The organism is Streptomyces sp. NPDC058052, assembly GCF_042885515.1.
Taxonomy (GTDB): Bacteria; Actinomycetota; Actinomycetes; order Streptomycetales; family Streptomycetaceae; genus Streptomyces.
In genome coordinates this window covers 247500-273999 of record NZ_JBHVRX010000010.1, presented here as the reverse complement: position 1 = coordinate 273999, position 26500 = coordinate 247500, and the positions used below count along the sequence as shown (strand labels likewise).

At 73.6% G+C, this 26500-nt stretch carries 22 protein-coding genes, 1 tRNA gene and 1 pseudogene; 21 read left to right on the top strand and 3 right to left on the bottom strand.

Features of this window, described 5'->3' with window-relative positions:
* The 6 genes from ACFVU3_RS17250 to ACFVU3_RS17225 all read left to right on the top strand — a co-directional run.
* Positions 1–3524, top strand: a 3524-nt coding sequence (locus ACFVU3_RS17250; protein WP_390066912.1) for an Rne/Rng family ribonuclease, incomplete at its 5' end; no start/stop codon positions are given.
* Positions 3525–3781: 257 nt separating this feature from the next.
* On the top strand, positions 3782–4102 hold the full coding sequence (gene rplU, locus ACFVU3_RS17245) for a 50S ribosomal protein L21 (protein WP_030494089.1): 321 nt from the start codon (positions 3782–3784) through the stop codon (positions 4100–4102).
* A 14-nt stretch (positions 4103–4116) separates the two neighbouring features.
* Positions 4117–4371: a 50S ribosomal protein L27 gene (gene rpmA / locus ACFVU3_RS17240; protein ID WP_030494090.1), complete on the top strand. Its 255-nt coding sequence runs from the start codon at positions 4117–4119 to the stop codon at positions 4369–4371.
* A 109-nt stretch (positions 4372–4480) separates the two neighbouring features.
* On the top strand, positions 4481–5920 hold the full coding sequence (gene obgE / locus ACFVU3_RS17235) for a GTPase ObgE (RefSeq protein WP_390066909.1): 1440 nt from the start codon (positions 4481–4483) through the stop codon (positions 5918–5920).
* 387 nt (positions 5921–6307) lie between these two features.
* Entirely contained in the window at positions 6308–7351 is a 1044-nt protein-coding gene (locus ACFVU3_RS17230; protein WP_390066907.1) for a hypothetical protein, read from the top strand.
* Entirely contained in the window at positions 7348–10167 is a 2820-nt protein-coding gene (locus ACFVU3_RS17225; RefSeq protein ID WP_390066906.1) for a stealth conserved region 3 domain-containing protein, read from the top strand. Before ACFVU3_RS17230 ends, ACFVU3_RS17225 begins: the two co-directional genes overlap by 4 nt.
* Before the next feature lie 59 nt (positions 10168–10226).
* Here the strand turns inward: ACFVU3_RS17225 and ACFVU3_RS17220 are convergent, their stop codons facing one another.
* Positions 10227–11984 carry a stealth family protein gene (locus tag ACFVU3_RS17220; protein ID WP_390066904.1) on the bottom strand — a complete coding sequence of 586 codons (1758 nt, stop codon included), beginning with the start codon at positions 11982–11984 and terminating at the stop codon, positions 10227–10229.
* Between the two features lie 226 nt (positions 11985–12210).
* On the opposite strand from ACFVU3_RS17220, the gene galE reads away from it, so the two are divergent.
* The 7 genes and pseudogenes from galE to ACFVU3_RS17185 all read left to right on the top strand — a co-directional run bounded on the left by galE (position 12211) and on the right by ACFVU3_RS17185 (position 19170).
* On the top strand, positions 12211–13197 hold the full coding sequence (galE, locus tag ACFVU3_RS17215) for a UDP-glucose 4-epimerase GalE (RefSeq protein ID WP_390066902.1): 987 nt from the start codon (positions 12211–12213) through the stop codon (positions 13195–13197).
* A gap of 114 nt (positions 13198–13311) precedes the next feature.
* A pseudogene (locus tag ACFVU3_RS17210) lies at positions 13312–13713 on the top strand (GtrA family protein); the annotation flags it as partial.
* A gap of 209 nt (positions 13714–13922) precedes the next feature.
* Positions 13923–15107: a glutamate 5-kinase gene (gene proB / locus ACFVU3_RS17205; RefSeq protein ID WP_390066936.1), complete on the top strand. Its 1185-nt coding sequence runs from the start codon at positions 13923–13925 to the stop codon at positions 15105–15107.
* Between the two features lie 217 nt (positions 15108–15324).
* Positions 15325–15831 carry a hypothetical protein gene (locus ACFVU3_RS17200; protein ID WP_390066900.1) on the top strand — a complete coding sequence of 169 codons (507 nt, stop codon included), beginning with the start codon at positions 15325–15327 and terminating at the stop codon, positions 15829–15831.
* Positions 15832–15961: 130 nt separating this feature from the next.
* Entirely contained in the window at positions 15962–17245 is a 1284-nt protein-coding gene (locus ACFVU3_RS17195; RefSeq protein WP_390066898.1) for a glutamate-5-semialdehyde dehydrogenase, read from the top strand.
* 88 nt (positions 17246–17333) lie between these two features.
* Positions 17334–17978 (top strand): hypothetical protein, encoded by a 645-nt coding sequence (locus tag ACFVU3_RS17190; RefSeq protein ID WP_390066896.1) that lies wholly within the window; start codon positions 17334–17336, stop codon positions 17976–17978.
* A 115-nt stretch (positions 17979–18093) separates the two neighbouring features.
* A complete protein-coding gene (locus tag ACFVU3_RS17185) occupies positions 18094–19170 on the top strand; it encodes a hypothetical protein (RefSeq protein ID WP_390066894.1) in 1077 nt (358 codons plus the stop codon).
* Positions 19171–19191: 21 nt separating this feature from the next.
* Here ACFVU3_RS17185 and ACFVU3_RS17180 read toward each other — a convergent pair whose 3' ends face one another.
* A complete protein-coding gene (locus tag ACFVU3_RS17180; protein ID WP_390066893.1) occupies positions 19192–20307 on the bottom strand; it encodes a M48 family metallopeptidase in 1116 nt (371 codons plus the stop codon).
* Positions 20308–20440: 133 nt separating this feature from the next.
* Between ACFVU3_RS17180 and ACFVU3_RS17175 the strand changes: the two genes are divergently transcribed.
* From ACFVU3_RS17175 to ACFVU3_RS17140, 8 genes are all read left to right on the top strand, one after another.
* The gene (locus ACFVU3_RS17175; RefSeq protein ID WP_390066937.1) at positions 20441–20764 is read left to right on the top strand and encodes a hypothetical protein; all 324 of its coding nucleotides are present in this window, start codon (positions 20441–20443) and stop codon (positions 20762–20764) included.
* 84 nt (positions 20765–20848) lie between these two features.
* A complete protein-coding gene (locus tag ACFVU3_RS17170; protein ID WP_390066892.1) occupies positions 20849–21013 on the top strand; it encodes a hypothetical protein in 165 nt (54 codons plus the stop codon).
* 64 nt (positions 21014–21077) lie between these two features.
* Complete coding sequence (nadD, locus tag ACFVU3_RS17165; RefSeq protein ID WP_390066890.1) at positions 21078–21698, top strand: nicotinate-nucleotide adenylyltransferase; 621 nt, start codon at positions 21078–21080, stop codon at positions 21696–21698.
* Between the two features lie 19 nt (positions 21699–21717).
* Positions 21718–23439, top strand: coding sequence for an LCP family protein (locus ACFVU3_RS17160; protein ID WP_390066888.1), 1722 nt, complete (start codon positions 21718–21720; stop codon positions 23437–23439).
* Positions 23440–23508: 69 nt separating this feature from the next.
* The gene (rsfS, locus tag ACFVU3_RS17155; RefSeq protein ID WP_390066886.1) at positions 23509–23949 is read left to right on the top strand and encodes a ribosome silencing factor; all 441 of its coding nucleotides are present in this window, start codon (positions 23509–23511) and stop codon (positions 23947–23949) included.
* Positions 23946–24599: a histidine phosphatase family protein gene (locus tag ACFVU3_RS17150; protein ID WP_390066934.1), complete on the top strand. Its 654-nt coding sequence runs from the start codon at positions 23946–23948 to the stop codon at positions 24597–24599. The genes rsfS and ACFVU3_RS17150 overlap by 4 nt, the downstream gene beginning before the upstream one ends.
* A gap of 96 nt (positions 24600–24695) precedes the next feature.
* A tRNA-Ala gene (locus tag ACFVU3_RS17145) sits at positions 24696–24768 on the top strand.
* 127 nt (positions 24769–24895) lie between these two features.
* Complete coding sequence (locus ACFVU3_RS17140) at positions 24896–25129, top strand: hypothetical protein (protein WP_030494108.1); 234 nt, start codon at positions 24896–24898, stop codon at positions 25127–25129.
* Here the strand turns inward: ACFVU3_RS17140 and ACFVU3_RS17135 are convergent.
* On the bottom strand, positions 25108–26433 hold the full coding sequence (locus ACFVU3_RS17135; RefSeq protein ID WP_390066880.1) for a glycosyltransferase 87 family protein: 1326 nt from the start codon (positions 26431–26433) through the stop codon (positions 25108–25110). The genes ACFVU3_RS17140 and ACFVU3_RS17135 overlap by 22 nt on opposite strands.
* Positions 26434–26500 lie beyond the last annotated feature (67 nt).

Sequence of the window (26500 nt, the reverse complement as noted above, 5' to 3'; positions counted from 1 at the left end):
CGGTCGCGCCGGTCGAGGAGCCCGCCGCCGAGGCCGTCGCAGCGCCCGCCGCCGTCGAGGCCCCCGCCGAGGAGCCCGCCGAGGCCGCCCCGGCCCGGACCCGCCGCCGCGCCACCCGCAAGGCCACCGCGCCCGTGACCTCCCCGGCCGCCGCCGAGGAGACCGCCGAGCCCGTCGCGGCCGCCGAGACCCCGGCCGCCGAGCCGGAGGCCGCCCCGGAGCGCCCGCGCCGCCGCGCCACCCGCCGCGCCAGCGCCCCGGTCACCTCCCCGGCCCCGGTCGAGGAGCCCGCCGCCGAGGCCCCCGCCGCGCCGGCCGCCGTCGAGGCCCCCGCCGAGGAGCCCGCCGAGGCCGCCCCGGCCCGGACCCGCCGCCGCGCCACCCGCCGCACCGCCACCCCCGAGGTCACCCCGGACGTGGCGGCCGAGCTCGCCGCGCCGACCTCCGGCGAGGCCCTGCCCGAGGACACCGTCGAGGAGATCGCCTCGCACGGTGCCGACGTCGCCGCCGCCGAGGCCGCCGCCACCCGTGGCCGTGGCCGCCGCCGCGTCAGCGCGCCGCAGTTCACCTCCGAGCCGCCCACCGCCGAGGAGGCCCCGCGCCGCCGCCGCGCCGAGCGCCCGGCCGTCGCCGTCTTCCAGGCCCCGGTCTTCGCCGAGCCGATGTTCCAGACGCCGGAGACCGCCGCCTTCGCCGCCGCCGCTGCCGCCGAGGTCGACGAGGAGCCGGAGGAGGACGAGGAGACCGTCGTCGAGACGGCCGAGGCCGTCGAGGCCGTCGAGCCCGAGCGCGCCGAGAGCGGTTCGCGCCGCCGTCGCCGCCGCCGCGGCGAGCCCGTCGCCGTCGAGCCCGTCCCGTCGACCGTCGCCGACGAGCCCGAGGTCGAGCACGTCGCCGACGAGGCCGAGGCCGACGAGTCCGAGGACGCCGAGGACACCGACGAGTACGGCGACCGTCCGTCCCGCCGCCGCCGTCGCGGAGGCCGTCGCCGCCGCCGCGGCGAGTCCGCCGAGGCGGAGGAGTCCGACGAGACCGACGAGTCCGACGAGCTCCACGCCGAGGACGAGGCGGAGGCCGAGGAGGCCGAGGACGCCGACGACGAGTCCGGCTACTCCGGCTCCAGCAGCTCCCGCCGCCGTCGCCGCCGTCGCCGCCGCAGCGGTGACGCCTCCGGCGAGGCCGAGAGCACCGAAGAGGACGGCGTCCGCACGGTCGTCAAGGTCCGCGAGCCCCGCCCGGCCCGCGAGAAGGCCGAGCCCTCCGACGAGGTGCAGTCCATCAAGGGCTCCACCCGCCTGGAGGCCAAGAAGCAGCGCCGCCGCGAGGGCCGCGAGCAGGGCCGCCGCCGCGTCCCGATCATCACCGAGGCCGAGTTCCTCGCCCGCCGCGAGGCCGTCGAGCGCGTCATGGTCGTCCGCCAGAACGGCGAGCGCACCCAGATCGGCGTCCTGGAAGACAACGTGCTCGTCGAGCACTACGTCAACAAGGAGCAGGCCACCTCGTACGTCGGCAACGTCTACCTGGGCAAGGTCCAGAACGTGCTGCCGTCGATGGAGGCCGCCTTCGTCGACATCGGCAAGGGCCGCAACGCCGTCCTGTACGCCGGCGAGGTCAACTTCGAGGCGCTCGGCATGGGCCACGGCCCGCGCCGCATCGAGTCCGCCCTCAAGTCCGGCCAGTCGGTCCTGGTGCAGGTCACCAAGGACCCGATCGGCCACAAGGGCGCCCGCCTGACCAGCCAGGTCTCCCTCCCGGGCCGCTACCTCGTGTACGTCCCCGAGGGCTCGATGACCGGCATCAGCCGCAAGCTCCCGGACACCGAGCGCGCCCGTCTGAAGACCATCCTCAAGAAGATCGTCCCCGAGGACGCGGGCGTCATCGTGCGCACCGCCGCCGAGGGCGCGAGCGAGGACGAGCTGCGCCGCGACGTCGAGCGCCTGCAGGCGCAGTGGGCCGACATCCGGAAGAAGGCCGACCAGATCTCGACGTCCGCGCCGAGCCTGCTCTACGGCGAGCCGGACATGACCGTCCGTGTCGTCCGCGACATCTTCAACGAGGACTTCTCCAAGGTCATCGTGAGCGGCGACGACGCCTGGGAGACCATCCACGGCTACGTCTCGCACGTCGCGCCGGACCTGGCCGACCGCCTCCAGCGGTGGACCAGCGAGGTCGACGTCTTCGCCACCTACCGGATCGACGAGCAGCTGATGAAGGCGCTCGACCGGAAGGTCTGGCTGCCGTCCGGCGGCTCGCTGGTGATCGACAAGACCGAGGCGATGATCGTCGTCGACGTCAACACCGGCAAGTTCACCGGCCAGGGCGGCAACCTGGAGGAGACCGTCACCAGGAACAACCTGGAGGCGGCCGAGGAGATCGTGCGCCAGCTGCGGCTGCGCGACCTCGGCGGCATCGTCGTCATCGACTTCATCGACATGGTCCTGGAGTCCAACCGCGACCTGGTGCTCCGCCGCCTCCTGGAGTGCCTGGGCCGTGACCGGACCAAGCACCAGGTGGCCGAGGTCACCTCGCTCGGCCTGGTGCAGATGACCCGCAAGCGGGTCGGCCAGGGTCTCCTGGAGTCCTTCTCCGAGACCTGCGTCCACTGCAACGGCCGCGGTGTCATCGTCCACATGGAGCAGCCGGCCACCCACGGCGGCGGCGGTGGCGGCAAGCGCTCGAAGAAGCGCGGCCGCGGCGGCGACGGGCACGACCACGCCCACGACACGCACGAGGCAGAGGTCCACGCGGAGGCCGAGACCGAGGCCGAGGTCGCGGCCGAGCTGGCCGCCCCGGTGGCCGTGCCGGTCCCGATCGCCCCGGACGAGGAGCTGTACGGCAGCGTCGCCGAGGCCGAGGCCGCCGCGACCCGTGGCCGCGGCCGCCGTCGCGTCACCCGCAAGGTGACCGCGCCGGTGACCCCGACCGCCGCCCCGGCCCCGACGCCGATCGCGGAGCCCGAGCCGGAGCCCGTCGTGGCGGAGACCGCGCCGGAGCCGGTCGCGGAGGCCGTGGAGGAGGCCGTGGCGCCCGCGCCGCGTGCCCGCCGCCGCGCCACCCGCCGGGCGACCTCCCCGGTCGTCGCGACCGGCGAGCCGGCCGCCGAGGCCGAGGTCGTCGTCGCGGTGACGGAGCCGGAGGCCGTACGGGAGCCGGTCGTCGAGACCGCGCCCGAGCCGGTCGCCGAGCCCGCCGCCGAGGAGGCCCCCGCGGCCGCCGCGCCGCGCGCCCGCCGCCGGGTGGTCCGCAAGGCCACCGCCCCGGCCGGTGCCCCCGCGGGCGCCGAGGCCGCCGAGATCGTGGTGGCCGCGGCCGCCCCGGCCGAGGAGCCGCAGGCGGACGCCGAGCCGGTCGCCGAGGAGACCGAGGCCGCCCCGGCGGCCAAGAAGGCCGCCCGGAAGACCGCGAAGAAGGCCACCGCCAAGAAGGCCGCCACGAAGAAGACGGCGGCCAAGAAGACGGCGGCGAAGAAGACCGTCGCCAAGAAGGTCACGGCCAAGAAGACCGCGGCCCCGGCCCAGGACTGAGCCGGTCCCGCCCCGGTGGCCCCTCCCGAGGGGGGCCACCGGGGCGGTCCGCACCCGCACGGGCGAATTTGACCCTCTGTGGCAGGCGCCCGTAACCTAGACCGTCGGCGTGTCTATGACGCGCCGCGCCTCTGAGCACCCCCCTCCCGTTCGCCGGGAGAGGCCGCTCGTCCGATCCGGATCGCCGTGGGCCCCCGGGCCCGCGCTTGGGCGGCTGGCGTCAGAGGTCCCCATTACCGAGTGAGAGAGAGATCCGCGTGTACGCCATCGTGCGCAGCGGTGGTCGCCAGCACAAGGTTGCTGTCGGCGACATCGTTGAGGTTGACAAGATTTCCACCGCCAAGCCCGGCGACACGGTCGAGCTCTCGACCCTGCTCGTCGTCGACGGCGACGCCGTGACCAGCGACCCGTGGGTCCTGGCGGGCATCAAGGTCCAGGCCGAGGTCGTGGACCACACCAAGGGCGCCAAGATCGACATCCTGCGCTACAAGAACAAGACCGGCTACCGCCGTCGCCAGGGTCACCGTCAGCAGTACACGGCGATCAAGGTCACGTCCATCCCGACGGCCGCGAAGTAAAGAGGGACTGAGCAATGGCACACAAGAAGGGCGCATCGTCCACCCGGAACGGTCGCGATTCCAACGCCCAGCGGCTCGGCGTGAAGCGCTTCGGCGGTCAGGTCGTCAACGCCGGTGAGATCCTGGTCCGCCAGCGCGGCACCCACTTCCACCCGGGCTCGGGTGTCGGTCGCGGTGGCGACGACACGCTGTTCGCCCTGCAGGCCGGTTCGGTGCAGTTCGGCACCTTCCGTGGCCGCAAGGTCGTGAACATCGTCCCGGTCGCCTGATCGGACGCTTTGCGGAGGCGGACCTCACTTCCCGGCAGGGAAGCAGGTCCGCCTTTCGCGTGTTACTAGATAGACAATCCCGTACATAGCTTTCTGGAGGCACAGAACCATGACCACCTTCGTGGACCGCGTCGAGCTGCACGTCGCCGCGGGTAACGGGGGCCACGGCTGCGCCTCCGTCCATCGCGAGAAGTTCAAGCCGCTCGGCGGCCCGGACGGCGGCAACGGCGGCCGTGGCGGCGACGTGATCCTGGTCGTCGACCAGTCGGTCACCACCCTGCTCGAGTACCACCACTCGCCGCACCGCAAGGCCACCAACGGCAAGCCCGGCGAGGGCGGCAACCGCGCCGGCAAGGACGGCCAGGACCTCGTCCTGTACGTGCCCGACGGCACCGTCGTCCTCGACGCGAAGGGCGAGGTCCTCGCGGACCTCGTCGGCCACGGCACGACGTACGTCGCCGCCGAGGGCGGCCGCGGCGGCCTCGGCAACGCGGCGCTCTCCTCCGCCCGCCGCAAGGCCCCCGGCTTCGCGCTGCTCGGCGTGCCCGGCGACCTCCAGGACATCGTCCTGGAGCTGAAGACCGTCGCCGACGTGGCGCTCGTCGGCTACCCCAGCGCCGGCAAGTCCTCGCTGATCTCCGTCCTCTCGGCCGCCAAGCCGAAGATCGCGGACTACCCCTTCACCACCCTGGTCCCGAACCTCGGCGTGGTGACGGCCGGCTCGACCGTCTACACGATCGCCGACGTCCCCGGCCTCATCCCCGGCGCCAGCCAGGGTCGCGGCCTCGGTCTGGAGTTCCTGCGCCACGTCGAGCGCTGCTCGGTCCTCGTCCACGTCCTCGACACGGCGACGCTGGAGTCCGACCGCGACCCGGCCAGCGACCTCGACATCATCGAGGAGGAGCTGAAGCAGTACGGCGGCCTCGAGGACCGTCCGCGCATCGTCGTCCTCAACAAGATCGACATCCCGGACGGCCAGGACCTCGCGGACATGATCCGCCCGGACCTGGAGGAGCGCGGCTACCGCGTCTTCGAGGTCTCCGCGGTCGCCCGCACGGGCCTGAAGGAGCTCTCCTTCGCCCTCGCCGAGATCGTCGCGCAGGCGCGCGCCGCGAAGCCGAAGGAGGAGGCGACCCGGATCGTCATCCGCCCGAAGGCCGTCGACGACGCCGGCTTCACCGTCACGTACGACGAGCACGAGGACGTCTACCGGGTGCGCGGCGAGAAGCCGGAGCGCTGGGTCCGCCAGACCGACTTCAACAACGACGAGGCCGTCGGATACCTGGCCGACCGCCTCAACCGCCTCGGTGTCGAGGACGCGCTGATGAAGGCCGGCGCCCGCGCCGGCGACGGCGTCGCCATCGGCGCCGAGGAGAACGCGGTCGTCTTCGACTGGGAGCCCACCCTCATGGCCGGCGCCGAGATGCTCGGCCGCCGAGGCGAGGACCACCGCTTCGACGCCCCCCGTCCCGCCGCCCAGCGCCGCCGCGACCGCGACGCGGAGCGCGACGACGCGGACCGCGAGTACGACGAGTTCGACCCGTTCTAGCGGGCGCTCCCACGGGTGCGGAAACCCCCGGCGGCCCTGGCCGCCGGGGGTTTCCCGTTGTCCGGGGCGGCGGTGCGGCCCGCCCCGGGCCGTCCCACCATCGGGTGAGATTCGGGGGCGTACGGAGGCGGGGAGGGGCGGTCGGTCCGAGGGGGTCGCCGACCGGGGCGCGGGGTGGTCGAAGGGGCCGCCGGCGGGGACGTACGCCGAGGTCAGGGGCGTACCGGTGGACAGGCCGCGGGGGTGGCCGGCGCGCCGGGAGAAGGGGCGGAGGGCCATCGGATTCCCACCCGCGGGACGCCTCGGCACCGACTTGCCTTCGCTGGGGGGCCTTGCCACTATGTGGCGCCCCGACTGTCAACCCCCAGAACGGAAGCCGGGATTGTCGTGAGTGACGCCTTGCTGCCCTACGCGGTGGGTGCCGCGAAACGAGCCCGGCGGGTGGCGGTGCGGATGCGCCGCCGGGTCGAGCGGCTGCACACCGCACCGGCGTTCGGCGGGGGGATCCCGCCCCGGCCCGCGCTCCGCCCGCTCCACCTCTCCGTCCTCGGCGGGCGCACCCTCAACGTCGCCCTGCTCGTGCCCCCCGCCACCGACGTCGCCTCGGCCCGGCTCGAACTCGTCCGCGGCGGACGCACCCACCGGCTGCCGCTCGCACTCGAACCGCACACCGGCGGCGCCCTCCTGCTCACCGCGACCACCGCCCTCCGCTTCACGGACGCGCCCGCCGACCGCGCCGCCGGAGCCGGCGACGACGCCGGCCAGGCAGGCCCCGGCCGCCTCGGCCCCGCCCTCACCGCCGGGCTGTGGCGCGTCGGCACCGTCCTCACCCGCCCCGACGGGCAGGAGGTGCGCACCGGCGTCGCCGCCGTGGCGCTCCCCGCGACCGACGGGCCCGTCGCCCCCGTCTCGCCCGACCCGGCGGGCGGCGCCCACTTCCGGCTGATGCGCTCGGTCGACGGCTTCTCGGTCCTCAAGGTCCGCGCCCCCGCCCACCAGGCCGAACTCGACACCTTCGCCCTGCGCTGGGACCGGATCACGGTCCGCGGCCGGGTCGTCGCCCCGCAGGCACCGCCCGCCGCGTACACCGCCCAGGCCGTCCGGCGCGGCGGCGGCGCCGTCGTGCAGGCCCCGCTGGAGTGGGACGGCGACGCCTTCGCCTTCGACCTGCCGCTGGCCGGCATGGTCTCCGGCCGCAAGGCCCTGCGCTGGGACATCCAGCTCCAGCAGGGACGCACCGGTCTCAGGATCGGCCGTCGGCTCACCGACCTGCGCCGGCGCGACCAGGTGATCCGCACCTCGTTCCGGATCATCGCCCTGGAAGACGGCTCGCTCCTCCGAGTGCATGCCTACATCACCTCGGCCGGGGCGCTCGCCGTCTCCTGCGTCGGGTTCGAAGGCGCCCCCGACGGCGCGGAGGGACGCGCATGAAGATCACCATCCTGCTCACCTGGGGCGACGCCATGGGCGGCACCGAGATGGCCGCCTACACCCAGGCGGCCCAGCTGATGCCGCGTCACGAGGTGGAGATCCTCAGCGTGTTCAGGACGGAGGAGGAGCCGTTCCTGCCGGAGGCGAAGGGGGTGACCGTCCGCTACCTGGTGGACCGCACCGGCCGCTCGCCGCGCCCGGTCCGCCCCTCCACGCTCACCGCGGCGGAGTGCGCGGCCCTCGCCAAGCTGCCCAGCGAGCTGATCGAGTCCGCCTGGGAGCCCACCTTCGACCGGCTCTCCGACATCGAGATGACCGCCGCCCTGTCCGGGCTCGACGCCGACGTCCTGGTCACCACGACCCCCGCCCTGATGGCCGCCGCGGTCGGTCTCGCCCCCGCCCGGGTCGCCGTCGTCCACCAGGAGCACCGGGTCTCCCAGCTGCGCGGCGCCACCGGCGAACCGCTCCTCACCCACGCCCCCCGGCTGGACGCCCTGGTCTCGCTCACCGAGCTGACCACCGACTGGTTCGCCGAGTCGCTCGGCACCGCCGCCCCGCGCCTCGCCACCATCCCCAACGCCATGCCCGAGGGGTACCGGCCGCGCTCCGACCTCGGCTCGAAGACCGTCGTGGTGGCCGGCCGCCTGGTCCCGGAGAAGCAGCTCGACCACGCGATCCAGGCATTCGCCGACGTCGCCGGCGAGCACCCCGGCTGGACGCTGCGGATCTTCGGCGACGGCCCCCAGCTGGCCGCCCTGCGCCGGCTCGTCGAGGGCCTCGGCGTGCACGACCGGGTCGAACTCGTGGGCCGCAGCCGCCGGATGGCCGAGGAGTGGGCCACGGCGGCGATCTGCCTGATGCCCTCGCGCGTCGAGTCCTTCGGCCTGGTGATGCTGGAGGCGTTCACCGCGGGCGTCCCCGTCGTCGCGTACGACACCCTCACCGGCCCCTCCCAGATCGTCCGCCACGAGGTGGACGGCCTGCTGGTGCCCGCCGACGACATCGGCTCGCTCGGCGCGGCCCTCTCCCGGCTGATGGGCGACGACGCGCTGCGCGCCGGCTACGGCGCCGCCGCCCGCGCCGGCGCCCGCGAGCGCTTCGCCCCGGAGGTCGTCACAGCCCGCTGGGACGAGCTGTTCACCGCGCTCCACGCCGAGGGCCCGGCCACCCGCGCCGCCGCCCGCGCCGACCGCGCCGCCCACCGGGTCGCCGCCGGCGGCAGCCGCAGCTTCGCCGTCTCCGCGCCGATCAGCAAGCTCTCGCCCTCCACCGACGAACAGAAGGCCCGCGAGGTCATCCTCCAGGCCAAGGACCCCAGGTCCCTGGTCCGTTCGGCCGGGCGGCTCGCCGAGGTCCGCGACGACGTGCCGTCCTGGCGCATGGGCGAGATCAACCTGGAGCTGACCGCGCAGGCCCTGGAGCGGCACGGCGTCCCCTTCGTCCTCCTCCACGACCCCACGACCGTCAGCCACCGCCTCGCCGTCAAGGAGCCCGACCGGGAGCGCGCCCTGCGCGCCCTCGGCACCGAGCTCCACGGCCGGCCGGTCTACGCCGAACTCGTCGCCCCCCGGACCGCCGCCCCCGGCGCCCGGCTCGCCGAGACCCTCACCCACGCCCCCGAGGTCGCCGGCGTCCGGATCTTCAAGCCGCTCGTCAGCGACAGCCGGACCCTGCGGTACGGGCCGGTGTACGGCTGCGGCGTCGAGTTCTGGGCCGAGGAGGAGGGCGGCACCGGCTGGTACGCCGCCCCCCGCGGCACCACCCTCGTCGGCCCCCGGCTGCCCTCCCTCGACGGGGACGCCCGGATCTCCGTCGCCGGCCGCGCGTACCCGACCCTGGACGTCTTCACCAGGAAGCTCATGTGGAACGTCGACTTCCCCGTCGACGCCGTCTACACCTGGGTCGACGACACCGACCCCGCGTGGCGGGCCAAGCGCGACGCCGCCCGCCGGGAGCAGGGGCTCGCCACCGACGACGCCCAGTCGGGCGACGTCCGCTTCCGCAACCGCGACGAGCTCCGCTACTCGCTGCGCTCCCTCGCCGCGCACGCCCCCTGGATCCGGCGGATCTTCCTCGTCACCGACGACCAGACGCCGTCCTGGCTGGACACCGACCACCCCGACATCAGGATCGTCAGCCACCGCGAGCTGTTCGCCGACCCGGAGTGGCTGCCCAGCTTCAACTCGCACGCCATCGAGTCCCAGCTGCACCGCGTCGAGGACCTCGCCGAGCACTTCCTCTACATCAACGACGACGTGTTCTTCGGCCGCCCGCTCGCGCCGAACAAATTCTTCCAGTCGAACGGCAACTCGCTCTTCTTCCGCTCGCCCACCGCCGTCCCGCCCGGCGAGGTCACCGAGGAGACCGAGGGCTACTTCGTCGCCGCCAAGAACAACCAGGCGCTCCTGGAGGAAGCCTTCGGCCGGATCGCCACCCACGGCTTCCTGCACACCCCGCACCCGCTGCGCCGCAGCGTCCTGGCGGAGATCGCCGAGCGCTGGCCCGAGGAGACCGCGCGGACCGCCGCGACCCCGTTCCGCGGCCGGACCGACCTGTCGATCACCTCCTCGCTCCACCACCACTACGGCTATCTGACGGGCAAGGCGTCGCCCGGCGGCATCTCCGCCGCGTACACCAACATCGGCGACTACAAGCACCACGTGGCGCTCAGCCGCCTCCTCGCGGCCCGCCACCGTGACGTCATCTGCGTCGGCGAGTCCGCGGAGGCGGAGGTGCCGCTGGACGAGCAGGACCGGGTGCTGCGCGCCTTCCTGGAGGCGTACTTCCCGGTGCGGTCGCCGTACGAGAAGGACTGACGGGCCCGGACACGCGTGAGGGGGGCGCCCGGGTCCGGGCGCCCCCCTCACGCGTACCGCTACCGCTTCTCGTACGGGCTCGGGACCGGGAAGTACGCCTCCAGGAACGGGGTGATGAGGTCCTTCTGCCCGCCCGCGTCCTGCTCCGTCGAGACCGTGTCGTTGACGCAGAAGACCGCCCGGTCGCGCTGGGCGAGGAGCCGGCCGAGCCGGGTCTCCGTCCACGGGTGGGTCAGGTCCAGGTACGCGTACGGCAGGTCGGTCGAGGGGACCGCGCGGCCGGTGTGGAAGGCGTAGTAGTGGTGCAGGGAGGAGGCGATCGAGATGTCGTCGACGCTGCGGAAGCGGTTCGCCTCGGTGCGCCGGTACTCGGCGGCGAACTCGGTCTCGATCTCGGCCAGCACGCTGCGCCGCAGCGGGTGCGGCATGTGCTTCATCTTCTGCACCAGGACCGAGCCGTACCGCTGCTCGATCAGCCGGCGGTTGTTCTTGCCGGCGGCGGCCACCGGAGGGTCGTCCATGCTCCGCTCGCCCAGCGGCACCAGCGCGGGGGAGGGGAAGAACTTGGTGAGCCCGCTGGCGTGGAAGAAGTCCCGCGGGGTCACCTCGCGGCTGAGCATCACGTCGTCGTTGAGGTAGAGGAAGTGCTCGGCGAGCCCGTCGATGTGGTGCAGCTGCGACTCGATCGCGTGCGAGTTGAAGGTCGGCAGCACCTCGGGGGAGCGGAAGATCTCCTTGTGCGAGACCACCCGCAGGCCGGGGACGGTGATGTCCAGCCAGGGCGGCGTCTGGTCGTCGGTGACCAGGAAGACCGTCCGCACCCAGGGCGCGTAGAGGTGCAGCGAGCGCAGCGAGTAGCGCAGCTCGTCGCGGCTGAGGAAGCGCGCCGCGTTGGCCGCCTCCGCGTGGTACGCCTCGCCGGCGTACTCCGCGCGCCGCCGCAGCCACTCCGGGTCCGAGCCGTCCACCCAGGTGTAGACGACGTCGACGGGGAAGGTGACCTGGTCGCTGCGGACGACGGCCGTCTCGGCGCGGGCCGGCACGAGCGGGGCGCCGTCGGGGGTGGTCCGGGCACCGGGCCGGACGTCCGTGAAGTCGGTGAAGCAGGACTCCGGGGCCTCCACCAGCCGGCCCTGGCGGGGGAGGCAGGCGGTGATCCGGCCGGGGCGGGGCGCGGTCAGCTCCCCGCCCTCCTCGCGCCAGAACTCCACGTCGCAGCCGTACGGCTCGCCCAGCTTGAGCTGGTGGGTGGGGTCGGCGCGGTACCAGGTCAGCCGCAGGACGGCGGCGGCGCGCAGCCGGTGCCAGGTGGCCGCGGCGAAACCGGGCTGGGAGCCGCGGCCCGCCCGGCCGTTCCCGCCGACCGGGGTCGCGTAGCCGGGCTCCCGCTCGCAGGCGGCGGCGAGGGCGGCGAGCACGGCGGCCCGGTCCTCCTCGCGCACGGCCACCGCGGAGGAGGTGTCCGACTTGCCCGGGACGCAGAAGTGCGGGACGCCGGCCGCGGCGAGCGCGCCGAGCACCGCCTCCAGATTGGCCCGGCGGGCCCGGAGCGGGGTGACCCCCTCGGCGACCAGCGCCACCTTCGGCTCCCGGCCGACGCTGATCACCGTGCGGTCCGGGCCGGCGGTGAGCGCCGCGTACCGCCGCGCCAGCCGGTTCAGACGGAGGCGCTCGGCGGCGGCCGTCCCGCCGGCGATGCGCAGCTTCACGCGGCGGCGCACATCGGCGTCCACCTGCGCGACGACGGCACGTCGTACGCGGTCCGGAACGGCTCGGCGGTAGACCCCCAGCAGCCGGGGTGACTCGGGATTTCGCACTGCTGTTTACTCCTCGAACACGTACATATGCGGAGAGTGAGCAGCACCAGTATGCAGCCTTCCGAGGCCACCCCCGGGGCGCTCGAACACCGCCCACGCGCCCCCCTGGGCCCCGGCGCGCCGGCGTCGGGACGCAGGCGTTTCGACGTCACGGCGGGCAGCAGGTACGGTGTGCTTCCGCGGTGGATTTCCCGCGGTGCCCAGCGACAAGGGATGTGGGGAGAGCATGACGTACCTGATCACCGGCGGTGCCGGATACATCGGCGCGCACGTGGTCCGGGCCATGACGGCGGCGGGCGAGCGGGTCGTCGTCCTCGACGACCTGTCGACCGGATACGCGCACCGGGTCCCGGAGGGCGTGCCGCTGGTCGTCGGATCCACCCTCGACCGCGAGCTGCTCGACCGGACGCTCGCCGAGCACGGCGTCACCGGCGTCGTCCACCTCGCCGCGAAGAAGCAGGTCGGCGAGTCCGTCGAACTGCCGCTGCACTACTACCGCGAGAACGTCGTCGGCCTCACCGTCCTCCTGGAGGCGGTCGCCGCGGCCGGCGTGCGCAACTTCCTCTTCTCCTCCTCCGCCGCCGTCTACGGCATGCCGGACGTCGACCTCGTCACCGAGGAGACCCTCTGCGCCCCGCTCAGCCCGTACGGCGAGACCAAGCTCGCGGGCGAGTGGCTGGTCCGCGCGGCCGGCCAGGCGCACGGCATCGCCACCGCCTGCCTGCGCTACTTCAACGTGGCCGGCGCGGCCACCCCCGAGCTCGCCGACACCGGCGTCTTCAACCTGGTCCCGATGGTCTTCGAGCGGCTCGACGCCGGTGAGGCGCCCCGCGTCTTCGGCGACGACTACGCCACCCCGGACGGCACCTGCATCCGCGACTACATCCACGTCGAGGACCTCGCCGACGCGCACCTGGTCGCCGCCCGCAAGCTCACCGAGTGGGCCGAGGCCGGCGAGCCGCGCGACCTCACCGTCAACATCGGCCGCGGCGAGGGCGTCTCCGTCACCGAGATGGTCGCGCTGATCAACGAGATCACCGAGCACACCACCGAGCCCGTCGTCACCCCGCGCCGCCCCGGCGACCCGGCCCGTGTCGTCGCCTCCGCCGACCGCATCGCCGCCGAGCTGGGCTGGAAGGCCCGGTACGACGTCCGCGACATGATCGGCTCCGCCTGGGCCGGCTGGACCGCCCGCCGCGGCGCGGCCGTCTGAGACCCGAAGCACGGCGAACGGCCCCCTCGTACACCGCGTACGAGGGGGCCGTTCGCCGTGCGGGCGTCGCCCCCGCGGCACGCGCCGTTCACCTCTCGGCGATCTGATGGGCCCATGCGAGACCAGCTCGGCCAGATCATCCGCTTCGGCGTGGTGGGCGGGATCAACACCGGCACCTTCTTCGGCTGCTACCTGCTGCTCCACCCCTGGATGCCGTACTTCGCCGCGTACACCCTCGCCTTCCTGCTCAGCATGGTGGGCTCCTTCTTCCTCAACACGTACTTCACCTACCGCACCCGCCCCACCTGGAAGAAGTTCGCCCTCTTCCCCCTCACCAACGTCACCAACTACGTGGTGCAGAGCGCCGGCCTGTACGCGCTCGTCAGCTGGGCCGGAATGGACGACCGGATCGCGCCACTCGTGGCCGCCGTCGTCGCCATCCCCTTCACCTACGTGATCTCCCGCCGGATCCTCGTCAGCCGGGGTCCCGCCCCGGAGGCGGCCGGGGCGCCGGAGCGCGGGGGAGCGGCGGAGCCGGCCGGGGCGCCGGAGGGCGGGGGCCAGGAGCGGGGCGGGCCGGAGGGCGGCGGTCCGGAGGCCGGCGGTCCGGAGGGCGGAATGGAGGAGCGGCGGCCGTCCCGGCTCGCGTAGATTGCCCCTCGCGACCGTGCCGGGAGCGCACGGCGTCAGAACAGCGAGTGAGGACGGCGCAGGTGGCGACGGAGATGGCGACGGTGCAGCAGGACAAGAACCGACAGGACGCGGCTCCGCAGACCTCGACCCCGCCGTCCGTGACCCGCCCGTTCGTCACCGAGGCGCGCCGCATCGTCGTCAAGGTCGGCTCCTCCTCCCTCACCACCGCCGCCGGCGGCCTCGACGCCGACCGGGTCGACGCCCTCGTCGACGTCCTCGCCAAGGTCCGCAGCGGCGGCGAGAAGGAGATCGTCCTGGTCTCCTCCGGCGCCATCGCCGCCGGCCTCGCCCCGCTCGGCCTCACCCGGCGCCCCAAGGACCTGGCCCGCCAGCAGGCCGCCGCCAGCGTCGGCCAGGGCCTCCTCGTCGCCCGCTACACCGCCTCCTTCGCCCGCTACGGCGTCCGCGTCGGCCAGGTGCTGCTCACCACCGACGACACCAGCCGGCGCGCCCACTACCGCAACGCCTACCGCACCCTCGACCAGCTCCTCGCCATGGGCGCGCTGCCGGTCGTCAACGAGAACGACACCGTCGCCACCGACGAGATCCGCTTCGGCGACAACGACCGGCTTGCCGCCCTCGTCGCCCACCTCGTCCGCGCCGACCTCCTCGTCCTCCTCTCCGACGTCGACGGCCTCTACGACGGCGACCCCGCCAAGCCCGGCACCTCCCGGATCGCCGAGGTCGGCGGCCCGCAGGACATCGCCCACGTCGAGATCGGCTCCGCGGGCAAGGCCGGCGTCGGCACCGGCGGCATGGTCACCAAGGTCGAGGCCGCCCGGATCGCCGCCGCCGCCGGCATCCCCGTCGTCCTCACCTCCGCCAGCCGCGCCGCCGACGCCCTCGCCGGCCGCGACACCGGCACGTACTTCCAGCGCACCGGCCGCCGCTCCGCCGACCGCCTCCTCTGGCTCGCCCACGCCTCCACCCCCCAGGGCTCCCTCGCCCTGGACGACGGGGCCGTCCGGGCCGTCGTCGAGGGCAAGAAGTCGCTGCTCGCCGCCGGTGTCGCCGCCGTCGAGGGCGACTTCGTCGCCGGCGACCCGGTCGAGCTCCGCGACGGCACCGGCCGCCCCGTCGCCCGCGGCCTCGTCAACTTCGACGCCAAGGAACTCCCCCGGATGCTCGGCCGCTCCACGCACGAACTCGCCAGGGAGCTCGGCCCCGAGTACGAGCGCGAGGTCGTCCACCGCGACGACCTCGTCGTCCTCGGCTGACACCGGCCGGGGCCCGACCGGGTCCCGGTCCCACTTCGGCTGGAACCGAGTGCGGAAGCCCTTGCGAAACTGCCGCCGAAACGGCTGAAACTCCTGCCATCCGGAAGGGACCTTTACCAAAACCGCCCCATGCGACGGCTCGGACTGGTCAACTTTGTCTCGGGGGTAACGAGCAACGCGGGGTACAGCACCACACGCATCACACAGGAGGCCGCCGGTGAGACGAGCGCGCCCAGGGGCACTGCCCCGCGGGACGGCCGAACGCGCCCTGACGAGTGTCGAGGCCGGAGCCGACTTCGACGCGGCACAGGACAGGGCCACGGAAGGCGAGGGCACAGCAGCCGGGACGGTCACACGGGACGGCGGCGCGGGGGAGCGCCCCCTGTCCAAGCTGTGGCACGTCACCCTCAGCGTGTCCGGCGTCGAGTCACCGCTGAAGGAGGTGCGGCGCGGGCTCGAACAACTGGCCCACGACCACCCCTTCCTGCTGACCAGCCGCTACGCCAACGACCACGCCGAGATCCGGTACTGGGAGGAGGCCCGCGACCTGCACGACGCGGCCGCCGTCGCCCTGCGCCTCTGGGGCGAGCACCGGCAGACGGCGAAGCTCCCCCCGTGGGAGATCGTCGGCCTGGAGGTCATCGACCGGGAGACCTACCACCAGCGGATCGCGGAGGGCTACGGCCCGCCGCCCGCCGCCCCGGTCGGAGTCCACCCCTACTGACCGGCCGGGGGGCCGGATCCTGACGGGCCGGACCCCCGCCGTCCGTACGGTGGCACGGGCGCGTCTCGCACTGCGGGATGCGCCCGTCGTACATACGGGATCGGCCCGTTCGTACCAGTACCCTGCGGGCATGACCTCGCTCACGCCCCTCGACAACCTGACCCCGGTCACCCGGGCCGCCTACCGGGCCCGTGGCGCCGCCGCACAGATCGCGCCACTGCCGCGCTCGGCCAAGGACGAAGCCCTCCTCGCGATCGCGGACGCCCTCGAAGTCCGCACCGCGGAGATCGTCGAGGCCAACGCCGAGGACATCGCCAAGGCCCGTGAGGCCGGCACCAGCGAGTCGATCATCGACCGGCTCACCCTGACCCCGGAGCGGGTCCGCGCCATCGCCGCCGACGTCCGCGACGTCGCCGCCCTGCCCGACCCGGTCGGCGAGGTCGTCCGCGGCTCGACCCTCCCCAACGGCCTCGACCTCCGCCAGGTCCGCGTCCCCCTCGGCGTCGTCGGCATCATCTACGAGGCCCGGCCCAACGTCACCGTGGACGCCGCCGCCCTCTGCCTCAAGGCCGGCAACGCCGTCCTGCTCCGCGGCTCCTCCTCCGCCTACGCCTCCAACACCGCCCTCGTCACGGTCCTCCGCGACGCCGTCGGCGGCGCCGGCCTGCCCGCCGACGCCATCCAGCTGGTCCCCGGCGAGTCCCGCGACTCCGTCCGCGAGCTGATGCGCGCCCGCGGCCTCGTCGACGTCCTCATCCCGCGCGGCGGCGCCTCCCTCATCCGCACGGTTGTCGAGGAGTCCACCGTCCCGGTCATCGAGACCGGCACCGGCAACTGCCACGTCTACGTCGACGCCGAGGCCGACCTCGACATGGCCGTGGACATCCTGATCAACTCCAAGGCCCAGCGGGTCAGCGTCTGCAACGCCGCCGAGACCCTCCTCGTCCACCAGGACATCGCCGCCGCCTTCCTGCCCCGCGCCCTCGACGCGCTGGCCGGGGCCGGCGTCACCGTCCACGCCGACGAGCGGGTCCTCGCCCAGGCCGAGGGCACCAAGGCCACCGTCGTCCCGGCCACCACCGAGGACTGGGAGACCGAGTACCTCTCCCACGACATCGCCGCCGCCGTGGTCGACTCCCTCGACAAGGCCGTCGAACACATCCGCATGTGGACCTCCGGCCACACCGAGGCCATCGTCACCACCTCGCAGGCCGCGGCCCGCCGCTTCACCCAGCTGGTCGACTCCACCACGGTGGCCGTGAACGCCTCCACCCGCTTCACGGACGGCGGGCAGTTCGGCTTCGGCGCGGAGATCGGCATCTCCACCCAGAAGCTCCACGCCCGCGGCCCCATGGGCCTTCCGGAGCTCACCTCCACCAAGTACATCGTCACCGGCGACGGTCACATCCGGTAACACCACCTCGCACACCTCCTTTCGGTACGGGCGGGGAGACTTCGCACTCTCCCTGCCCAAAACCACGTCTCCGGTCTACTCTGAAACCGTGCCGGACGACGTGGGGGGCAGGCCGTCCCCGAACGGCTGGGAGCCCGACGACGAGCGCGGAGGCGCCGACGAGGGCCGCTGGGACGTGGTCTTCGACGAGGAGTTCGTCAGGGCCGCCGCGGTCCACGAGCCGTCCGCCGTCGAACGCCTCCTCGAAGCCGCCCAGGCCCGCGCCGAGGCCGAGTCCGCCCGGGCCCGCGCCCTCCGCGGCGCCGGCGACGAGGACCTCTACGACGAAGGCCGCGACCCCGTCGGCCTCATCTACGAGCCCGACGACATCGGCGACGACGCCAGCCCCTACGGCCGCCACGGCGGCGCCCTGCGCCCCTACCGGGGCAGCGCCCGCTGGCACCGGCCCGTCGCCTGGCTCCTCGCCCTCCTGATGGGCATCGGCATGGTGGCCCTCGCCTTCACCGCCGTCTACCGCGGAGCCGCCGCCAACCGGCAGGACCAGGTCCCCCCGGCCTCCACCGGCGTCGACCAGCCCAAGCCGGCCCCGCCCGCCGCCTCCCCGGCCGCCGCGCCCCCGGCTCCGGTGCTCACCGGCACCCCGGCCACCGCCGCCGCCCCGCCGTCCACCGGCCACCCGGCGACCACCGGCCGGACGGCCCCGACGGCCTCCGTCCCGCCCCGCACACCCTGACACCACCCGAACGGCCGCCCGCTCCGCCGCGGCCACCACCCGGACGGCGGAAAACTTCCGAACTTGTCGTGTACCTGGGCGTTTACCGAAGCCCCCGCCGACCTACCCTGAAGGTATGGCAGGGCGTGGCGACCCGCCTGAGGGGACTCCCGAGGGGCTCCCCGGCGGTGAGGACGAGTACCGAGCCGTCGTCTTCGACGAGGCGTTCGTCCGCGCTGCCCACCTCCAGGAGTTCTCGGCCAGCGAACGGATGGGCGAGCACGCGCTCGCCGTCCGCAACCGCCCCGGCCCCGCCGGCCGCCGCGGCTCCGGCCAGGCCCTCCTGCTCGTCCTGCTGACCCTCCTCGCCTTCGGCACGGCCGTCTATCTCGGCCTGCGCAACCCCTACCAGCCGCCGCCCGACCAGCGCGCCGAGCCGCTCCGCACCACCGTCGTCCCGCTCGCCCCGCGGAGCCCCGTCCCCGGTGGAGACCCCGCCGGGCTCTTCGCCCGCAGCCCCGCCGCCGAGTACCGCACCGGCGCCGCCGGCATCAACCTCCCCGTCGCCGCCCGCACCACCCACTTCGCCGAGGGCCAGGTCGTCACGGCCCTCAGCATCGCCAAGGACTACCTCGTCGCCTCCTCCCTGGAGCCCGACGTCCTCGCCGGCCAGACCGTCCGGCCCGCGCGCCTGCTGCTCGACCCCGACCAGCTCGCCCAGTTCGACCGCAGCGTCGCCTCGTCCGCCGACGACGGTCGGCACGCCGTCGCCGCCTGGGTGGTCCGCTTCGACCCCGCGCGGATCGCCCTCGCCGAACCCGCGCCCCGTGTCCAGGGAACCCTCCGCTTCGCCGAGAGCACCCCGGACACCCTGGACGTCACCGCCGACCACACGTTCACCTACGCGCTGCGCCCCGCCGCCCAGGGCAACGGCGCCACCGAGGCATCCCTCTTCACGGTCCACCGCACCCTGCACTTCCGCTTCGACCGCGAGGACCTGCGCATGCACCGGGCCGAGCTGCTGACCAGCATCGTCGAGGCCGGACCGCAGGCGTGCGGCACCGACGCCGAAGGCGGGCTCAGGCCGCTCCTGGCCGGCGCCGAGGTCCCGGCGGAGGAGGGACCCGCCCTCACCGATCCCTACGCCTCCGGCCGCCCCGCGGCCCCCGCGCTCTGCGGGGCCCTCGCCCCGGCCGCCCAGCCCAAGCCCTGACGCACCGGGGCCGGGCGCCGGCTACTCCCCGGAATCCCTGCCGGAGTCCTTCCCGGAGTCCTTGCCGGAGTCCTTCCCGGGCTCCTTCGGGGCTCCGCCGCCGAACACCGTCCGCAGCCTTCCGCCCAGGTCGCCCGCGAGGTCACCGGCCCCGCCGGCTATGTCGCCGACGAGCTTGATCAGCGGATCCTTGCTGTCCTTCACCGTCTGCGCGTAGTGCCCGGCCGACTCCCGGAAGGAGTCCGTGACCGAGGTGTCCTTGTCCTCCGAGCGCTTCGGGTAGTGGCCGTCCATCAGCCGCTGGTGGTCGCGGCTCTCCGACCACTTCTTCAGCTCGGCCGCCCGCACCGTGGTGAACGGGTGCGAGCGCGGCAGCACGTTGAGGATCTTCAGGACCGAGTCCCGCAGGTCGCCGGCCTTCTCGTACTCGTCCGCCTGGGCGAGGAACGCGTCCACGTTCATCTCGTGCAGGTGGTTGCCGCCGGCGAGCTTCATCAGTCCCCGCATCGAGGCGTGGAGGTCCTGTCCCACCAGCAGCCCAGCCCGGTCGGCCGACAGCTCCGACTTGCGGAACCACTCGCGCAGCGCGGTCACGATCGCCATCACGGCCATGTTCCCCAGCGGGATCCAGGCCACCTTCAGCGCCACGTTCGTGAGGAAGAGCAGCACCGTCCGGTAGACCGCGTGCCCCGACAGGGCGTGACCGACCTCGTGGCCGACCACCGCCCGCATCTCCTCCTCGTCGAGCAGCTCGACGAGCCCCGTGGTCACCACGATCACGGGCTCGTCCATGCCCACGCACATCGCGTTCGGCACCGGGTTCTGCGTCACGTACATCGGCGGGACCTTGTCCAGGTCGAGGATGTAACAGGCGTCCCGCAGCATGTCGTTGAGGTGCGAGAACTGCGCGTCGCTCACCCGGACGGAGTCGGAGAGGTAGAGCAGGCGCAGACTGCGCTCGGGCAGCAGTCCGCTGAGCGCCTTGAACACCGTGTCGAACCCGCTCAGCTTCCGCAGCGCCACCAGCGCCGAACGGTCCGCAGGGTGCTCGTAGGCCCGCGAGGAGATGCCCGGGAACCGCTTGCGCCGCCTGCTCGGCACCCCGCCCTGGTGGTTCCCGCCGTGGTTGTCGGTCATGAACGCCCCCTGCCCATGTGATACGAGTCGGTACTCGTCCCCCTGACACGACCCACCCTAGGCGAGGGCGCTACCGTGTGCCGGGAGCCTGTGGACAACTCGGGCCCTGTGGACAACGAGGGAGCACGACCGCATGCCGGACACCGCCGCAGCCCACGCCGCCCTCACCGGGATCGCCGCAGCCGCGCAGCAGGGTCCGGGCGACACGCTCCGCATCGTCCTGCTGGTCTCCATGGTCGGCGGCGCCCTCCTCGCCTGGTTCCTGCTCCGCGGCTACGGCGGCGGGAGCACGGACGGAACGGCGGACGGAACGACGGACGGGACCGCGGACGGAAGGACGGACGAGCCCGCGGACGCGGACGGGACCCCCGGCCGGACCGGCGGCGAGACCCCGGACCGGCCCGTCGGCCCCTCCGCCCGAGGGGCGTCCGGAGACGCCGAGGACGCCAACGCCTGAGTCGGCGTGAGACAGCCGGGACCGCCCGCATACGATGTGCGCGAAGTCTCCGCTCCCACCCCCGATCGGATAGGTCTGCCGAAGATGAGCCTCCACAGCACCGCCGCCAACCTCGTCACGCTTGCTTCCGAGGGCGCCGAGCACGGTGGCAACCACGACAGCCTCAGCCCGTACGTCACGGGCGGCGGCGCCTTCGTCGTTCTGATGCTGCTGCTCTGGATCACCACCCGCTTCAACCGCGACCGCTGAGCCGGACGCCGACCGGGAGGCCGCTGAGCCGGCGTCCGTCGCCGTGCCAGTAGGCTCTGCACGCATGGGAGAGCAGGAAGTGCCTACTGGCGGCAGCGGCAAGCGCCGCCTCGGCGTGATGGGCGGGACGTTCGACCCGATCCACCACGGACACCTGGTGGCGGCCAGCGAGGTCGCCGCCCTGTTCCACCTGGACGAGGTGGTGTTCGTACCGACCGGTGAACCGTGGCAGAAGAGCCACAAGGCCGTGTCGCCCGCCGAGGACCGCTACCTCATGACGGTCATCGCCACCGCCTCCAACCCGCAGTTCTCGGTCAGCCGCATCGACATCGACCGCGGCGGCGCGACGTACACCATCGACACCCTGCGGGAACTGCGCTCGCTCAACAGCGACGCCGACCTGTTCTTCATCACCGGGGCCGACGCGCTCTCGCAGATCCTCACCTGGCGCGACGCGGAGGAGTTCTTCTCCCTCGCCCACTTCATCGGCGTCACCCGGCCGGGCCACGACCTCACCGACGACGGCCTGCCCAAGGGCGGAGTCTCCCTCGTCGAGGTCCCGGCCCTCGCCATCTCGTCCACCGACTGCCGCGCACGGGTCGCGAAGGGCGACCCCGTCTGGTATCTGGTCCCGGACGGCGTGGTCCGCTACATCGACAAGCGCCAGCTGTACCGCGGCGAGTGAGTCCCGGGGAGGGGCACCGGTGAACGATCAGCAGAACCCGTACGACCCGTACTATCCGCAGCCGCAGATCATCGGCTACGACGCGTACGGGCAGCCGGTGTACCAGCAGGCCCAGGCCCCGCAGCAGCCCGCGTACGACCCGTACGCCGGACAGCAGCAGGCGTACGGCCACGACCCCTACGCCCAGCCCCAGCAGCCTCACGCCCCGCAGCAGCCCCAGGGACCCCAGCAGCCCGTCTACGACCCCTACGCGGGCCGGCAGGGGCAGGGGGGCTACGCCCAGCCCGCCTACGACCCGTACGACACCTACGGCGGGGCCGGGCAGCAGTGGCAGGCCGCCGAGCCCGCCGCGCCCGTCGCCGCGGCCCCGGCCGGTGTCCCCGGCCAGCGGCCCGCCCCCGAGCCGCCCGCCGCTCCGCAGACGCCCCGGCGGCCCGCACCCGCCGCCGACGGCGGCACCGACGCGGACAAGGAGTACCGCACCGAGCAGTTCTCCTTCATCGAGGAGCCCGACGAGGACTCCGAGGACGTCATCGACTGGCTCAAGTTCACCGAGAGCCGGTCGGAGCGCCGCGAGGAGGCCCGCCGCCGCGGCCGCAACCGGGTGATCGCCCTGGTCGTCGTCCTCGTCCTCGCCGCCGTCGGCGGCGTCGGCTACCTGTGGTCGGCCGGCCTGCTCCCCGGCACCGGCGACGCCGAGCAGCAGCGGCAGACCGCGGGCACCGGCCCGCAGCAGCGCGCCACGATCGTCCTCCACCTCCACGACACCCAGGGCGGCGGCACCTCCACCGCCCTCCTCGTCGACAACTCCACCACCAAGCAGGGCACCACCGTCCTGCTGCCCAACGCGCTCGCCGTCGCCGACACCGAGGGCGCCGCCACCACCCTCGGCAAGTCCGTCGAGGAGGACGGCTCCAGCGGCACCCGCGATGCCCTCGACACCCTCCTCGGTACCAAGATCGCCGGAACCTGGCGCCTGGACACGCCCTACCTGGAGAACCTCGTCGAGTACCTCGGCGGCATCGAGGTCGACACCGACTCCGCCGTCCCCGACCCCAAGGGCAAGAAGGGCGCCGACCCGCTCGTCGTCAAGGGCGAGAAGCAGACCCTCAACGGCCGCGCCGCCGTCGCCTACGCCGTCCACCGGGCCTCCGGCGAGCCCGAGATCAAGCAGCTCCAGCGCTTCGGCCAGGTCGTCGACGGCATGCTGCGCAAGATGCCCAGCGACGCGGCGAACGCCACCACCGCCATCGAGTACCTCCAGCAGATCGCCGACCCGTCCCTCCCCGAGAAGGACCTCGCGGCCTCCCTCGCCAAGCTCGCCGACCACGCCAAGACCGGCGCCCACAAGACGGCGCTGCTCCCCGTCGGCCAGGACGGCGTGCTCACCGAGGGCGCCGGCGACAGCGTGGTCAAGGAGATCCTCGGAGGCAAGGTCACCGCCGTCGACGCCGGCGGAGTGCCGCGGGTCTCGATCAAGGACGGAACCGGCGAGGACGCCGTCGAGGCGGCCAAGATCGTCCTGATCAACGGCGGCTACGCCTTCGTCGGCGGGAACAAGGTCGACAGCCAGGCGAAGTCCGAGGTCGTCTACGGCGACGACGCCCAGAAGGCCACGGCCGTCGAGGTCGCCAAGACCCTCGGTCTGCCCGACGACGCGGTCGCCAAGGGCAAGCCCGCCGGCACCGCCGCGGTCACCGTCGTCCTCGGCCGGGACTACGAGATTCCGGGCGCTCCGTAATCGTTGACGGGGTCGTCGGCGGTCCGTGAGACCCTGGAGGGGTACTGGACCGCCGACGAAAGCCTGCTTGTGACCGCCACGGATCGCTCCATCGAGCTCGTCAACGCCGCCGCCCAGGCGGCGGCCGACCGGCTCGCTCACGACATCATCGCGTACGACGTCAGCGACGTGCTGTCGATCACCGACGCCTTCCTGCTCGCCTCCGCGCCCAACGACCGCCAGGTCAAGTCGATCGTCGACGAGATCGAGGAGCGGCTCCAGAAGGAGCTCGGCGCCAAGCCGGTGCGCCGCGAGGGCGATCGCGACGCCCGCTGGATCCTCCTCGACTACGTCGACATCGTCGTCCACGTGCAGCACAGCGAGGAGCGTGTCTTCTACGCCCTCGAGCGGCTGTGGAAGGACTGCCCCGAGCTGCCGCTCCCCGAGGACGCCGTCAAGACCCGCGGCAAGGCGGCCGAGCACGCCGCCCTGACCGGCGCCGACACGGCGGTGGACGGTGAGCTGAGCTGAGCGCCGCCAAGGGCGGCACCGGCCGCCGTATCGTCCTGTGGCGCCACGGCCAGACCTCCTGGAACCTGGAGCGCCGCTTCCAGGGCTCGACCGACATCGGGCTCACGGAAGCCGGCATCCACCAGGCCCGCCGGTCCGCCCGGCTGCTCGCCGCCCTGCGCCCCGACGCGATCGTCGCCTCCGACCTGAAGCGGACGGCGGCCACCGCCGCCGAGCTGGCCGCGCTCACGGGGCTCACCGTCGCCCACGACGCCGCGCTGCGCGAGACGTACGCGGGGGAGTGGCAGGGACTCACGCACGACGAGATCGTCGCGCGGTACGGCGAGCAGTACGCCGCCTGGAAGCGCGGCGAGCCCGTGCGCCGGGGCGGCGGCGAGCTGGAGACCGAGGTGGCCGACCGGGCCGCCCCGGTGATCCTGGAGCACGCCGACAAGCTCCCGCAGGACGGCACCCTGGTCGTGGTCAGCCACGGCGGCACCATCCGGACCGCCATCGGCCGGCTCCTCGGTCTGGAGCCGCACCACTGGGAGAGCCTGGGAGGCGTCTCCAACTGCTCCTGGTCCGTCCTCGGCCAGGGTGCGCGCGGCTGGCGCCTGCTGGAGCACAACGCCGGCTCGCTGCCCGAGCCGGTCCTCGGCGACGACACCTGACACCCCGGGCCGGGCCCCGGCGGCCCGGATTTCACTTTCCGGCAGGTCACAGGCTAAAGTTCTTCTTGTTCGCAGCGCTGAGCGTGAAGAACACGAGGGGCTATAGCTCAGTTGGTAGAGCGCTTGCATGGCATGCAAGAGGTCAGGAGTTCAATTCTCCTTAGCTCCACAGTCACCGGATCCCGTCCCCCAGCAAGGGGGGCGGGATCTGTCGTTTTGTCACTTCTGGGCGGCCGCCCCGCCATGGCAGAATCGGACGGCCGGAGGGGGATCAGGTCCGGACGGGAGGGTGGCCTTTGGGTGCGCACAGGCGGAAGTGCGACTGGTGCGGCAGCGGCACGCCCATCGTGCGGGACATGGACCCCGTCAACCCCGACTACCAGTACTGGTGCGAGGAGTGCGCGCGGGCGCTGATCATAAAAGGCGACCCGATCGAGACCTACCGCGAGCTCGAGGGGGAGCCGATCTACGGCCGGCTCCTCGACGAGCACTGCACCCTCAAGCGGTTCTACTCCTTCGCCACGGCCTGAGGCTCGCGCGCCACGACGGTCTCGCGGCGAGGCCCCGGGATGCGCGGCGTGCGCCTCGTCCGCCACACCACCAGCGCGTAGCCGGCGAAGACCGCCGTCGCCGTGAGCGGGTAGACCGCCGACAGCAGCATCTGGCCCGCGTTCTGGTCGAGTTCGGGACGGCCCGGGTCGTGCGGCACCCACCACAGCGCGAACGAGGCGAAGGCCAGCCCCACCGCGCCCGTCGCCTGCCACGCCGGGGGTACCACCCGGGCCACCGGGCCGAAGGAGGGCGTGGCGCGGTCGTGCAGCAGGATCAGCAGCGGCACGCACCAGACCCAGTGGTGGGACCAGGAGATCGGGGAGACCATCAGCGCCGCGAACGCGGTGACGACCACGGCCACCGCCCTGTCGCCGCGCACCGCGGCCCGGACCGCGAGCGCCATCGCCGCGCCGCCCAGCAGCACCGCCGCCGCCAGCCACCACAGGCCGGGCTCGTCCGTGTGCATCAGCCGGGCGAGGACGCCGCTGAGGGACTGGTTGGCGGTCTCCTCCTTGTGCCCGACCCGGCCCGTCTCGAACAGCGTCCGCGTCCAGAAGGTCTTCGAGTCCGCGGGCAGCGCCACCACCATGGCCAGCGTCGTGACCAGGAAGGCCCCGGTCGCGGTCAGCGCGGTGCGCAGCCACTGGTTCATCCCCCGGTCGCGGCGCCACAGCAGCAGGCCGGCGGCGAGGAGCAGCACCACGAAGAGGCCCGGTGTGAGTTTCACCGCGGTCGCCAGGCCGATGCCCAGGCCGGCCCACCGGTTCCCCTCGCGGCGCGTGAAGTCCCACAGCACGGCCACCGCGACCAGCAGGTTGATCTGCCCGTACCGCAGCGTCGTCCACACCGGCTCGCACCAGACCACGACCGCCGCGACCCACAGTGTCGTACGCCACAGGTCGGCCCGCCGCTCGGGCGTGGCCGGCGCCGGGCGGACCAGCCGGAGCGAGAGCCGCACCAGGGCCACCACGAGCAGCAGGTTCCCGGCCGTGGAGAGCGTCCGCATGAGCGGCACGTCCACCAGGGTCAGCGGCAGGAACAGCACGGCGGCGAACGGCGGATAGGTCATCGCCAGGTTCGCCGAGGTGGCGCGCATCGCGTACAGGTCGCCGCCGGCCCGCAGCGTCTCGGCCTCGGCCCGGTAGACCATCACGTCGAGCATGTTCACGTGGGCGACGCGCTGCGCCACCCAGAAGGCCGCGAACGAGAACAGGCAGACCGCCGCGGCGGCGACCAGGGGCCACGGCCGGGCGCGGGACGGGGAAGGTGCGGAGGGGGACACAGGGGGCGACCCTACCCGGAGCCTCCGACAGCGCCCGGGAAACGGATTTGGAGTTCTGCCCGGCGGA

Excerpts from the sequence above, each read along its gene's own strand:
- rpmA (WP_030494090.1), top strand. The coding sequence starts at position 4,117 with ATGGCACACAAGAAGGGCGCATCGTCCACCCGGAACGGTCGCGATTCC.
- obgE (WP_390066909.1), top strand. The coding sequence starts at position 4,481 with ATGACCACCTTCGTGGACCGCGTCGAGCTGCACGTCGCCGCGGGTAAC.
- ACFVU3_RS17225 (WP_390066906.1), top strand. The coding sequence starts at position 7,348 with ATGAAGATCACCATCCTGCTCACCTGGGGCGACGCCATGGGCGGCACC.
- galE (WP_390066902.1), top strand. The coding sequence starts at position 12,211 with ATGACGTACCTGATCACCGGCGGTGCCGGATACATCGGCGCGCACGTG.
- proB (WP_390066936.1), top strand. The coding sequence starts at position 13,923 with ATGGCGACGGTGCAGCAGGACAAGAACCGACAGGACGCGGCTCCGCAG.
- ACFVU3_RS17195 (WP_390066898.1), top strand. The coding sequence starts at position 15,962 with ATGACCTCGCTCACGCCCCTCGACAACCTGACCCCGGTCACCCGGGCC.
- ACFVU3_RS17185 (WP_390066894.1), top strand. The coding sequence starts at position 18,094 with ATGGCAGGGCGTGGCGACCCGCCTGAGGGGACTCCCGAGGGGCTCCCC.
- ACFVU3_RS17180 (WP_390066893.1), bottom strand. The coding sequence starts at position 20,307 with ATGACCGACAACCACGGCGGGAACCACCAGGGCGGGGTGCCGAGCAGG.
- ACFVU3_RS17175 (WP_390066937.1), top strand. The coding sequence starts at position 20,441 with ATGCCGGACACCGCCGCAGCCCACGCCGCCCTCACCGGGATCGCCGCA.
- ACFVU3_RS17170 (WP_390066892.1), top strand. The coding sequence starts at position 20,849 with ATGAGCCTCCACAGCACCGCCGCCAACCTCGTCACGCTTGCTTCCGAG.
- nadD (WP_390066890.1), top strand. The coding sequence starts at position 21,078 with ATGGGAGAGCAGGAAGTGCCTACTGGCGGCAGCGGCAAGCGCCGCCTC.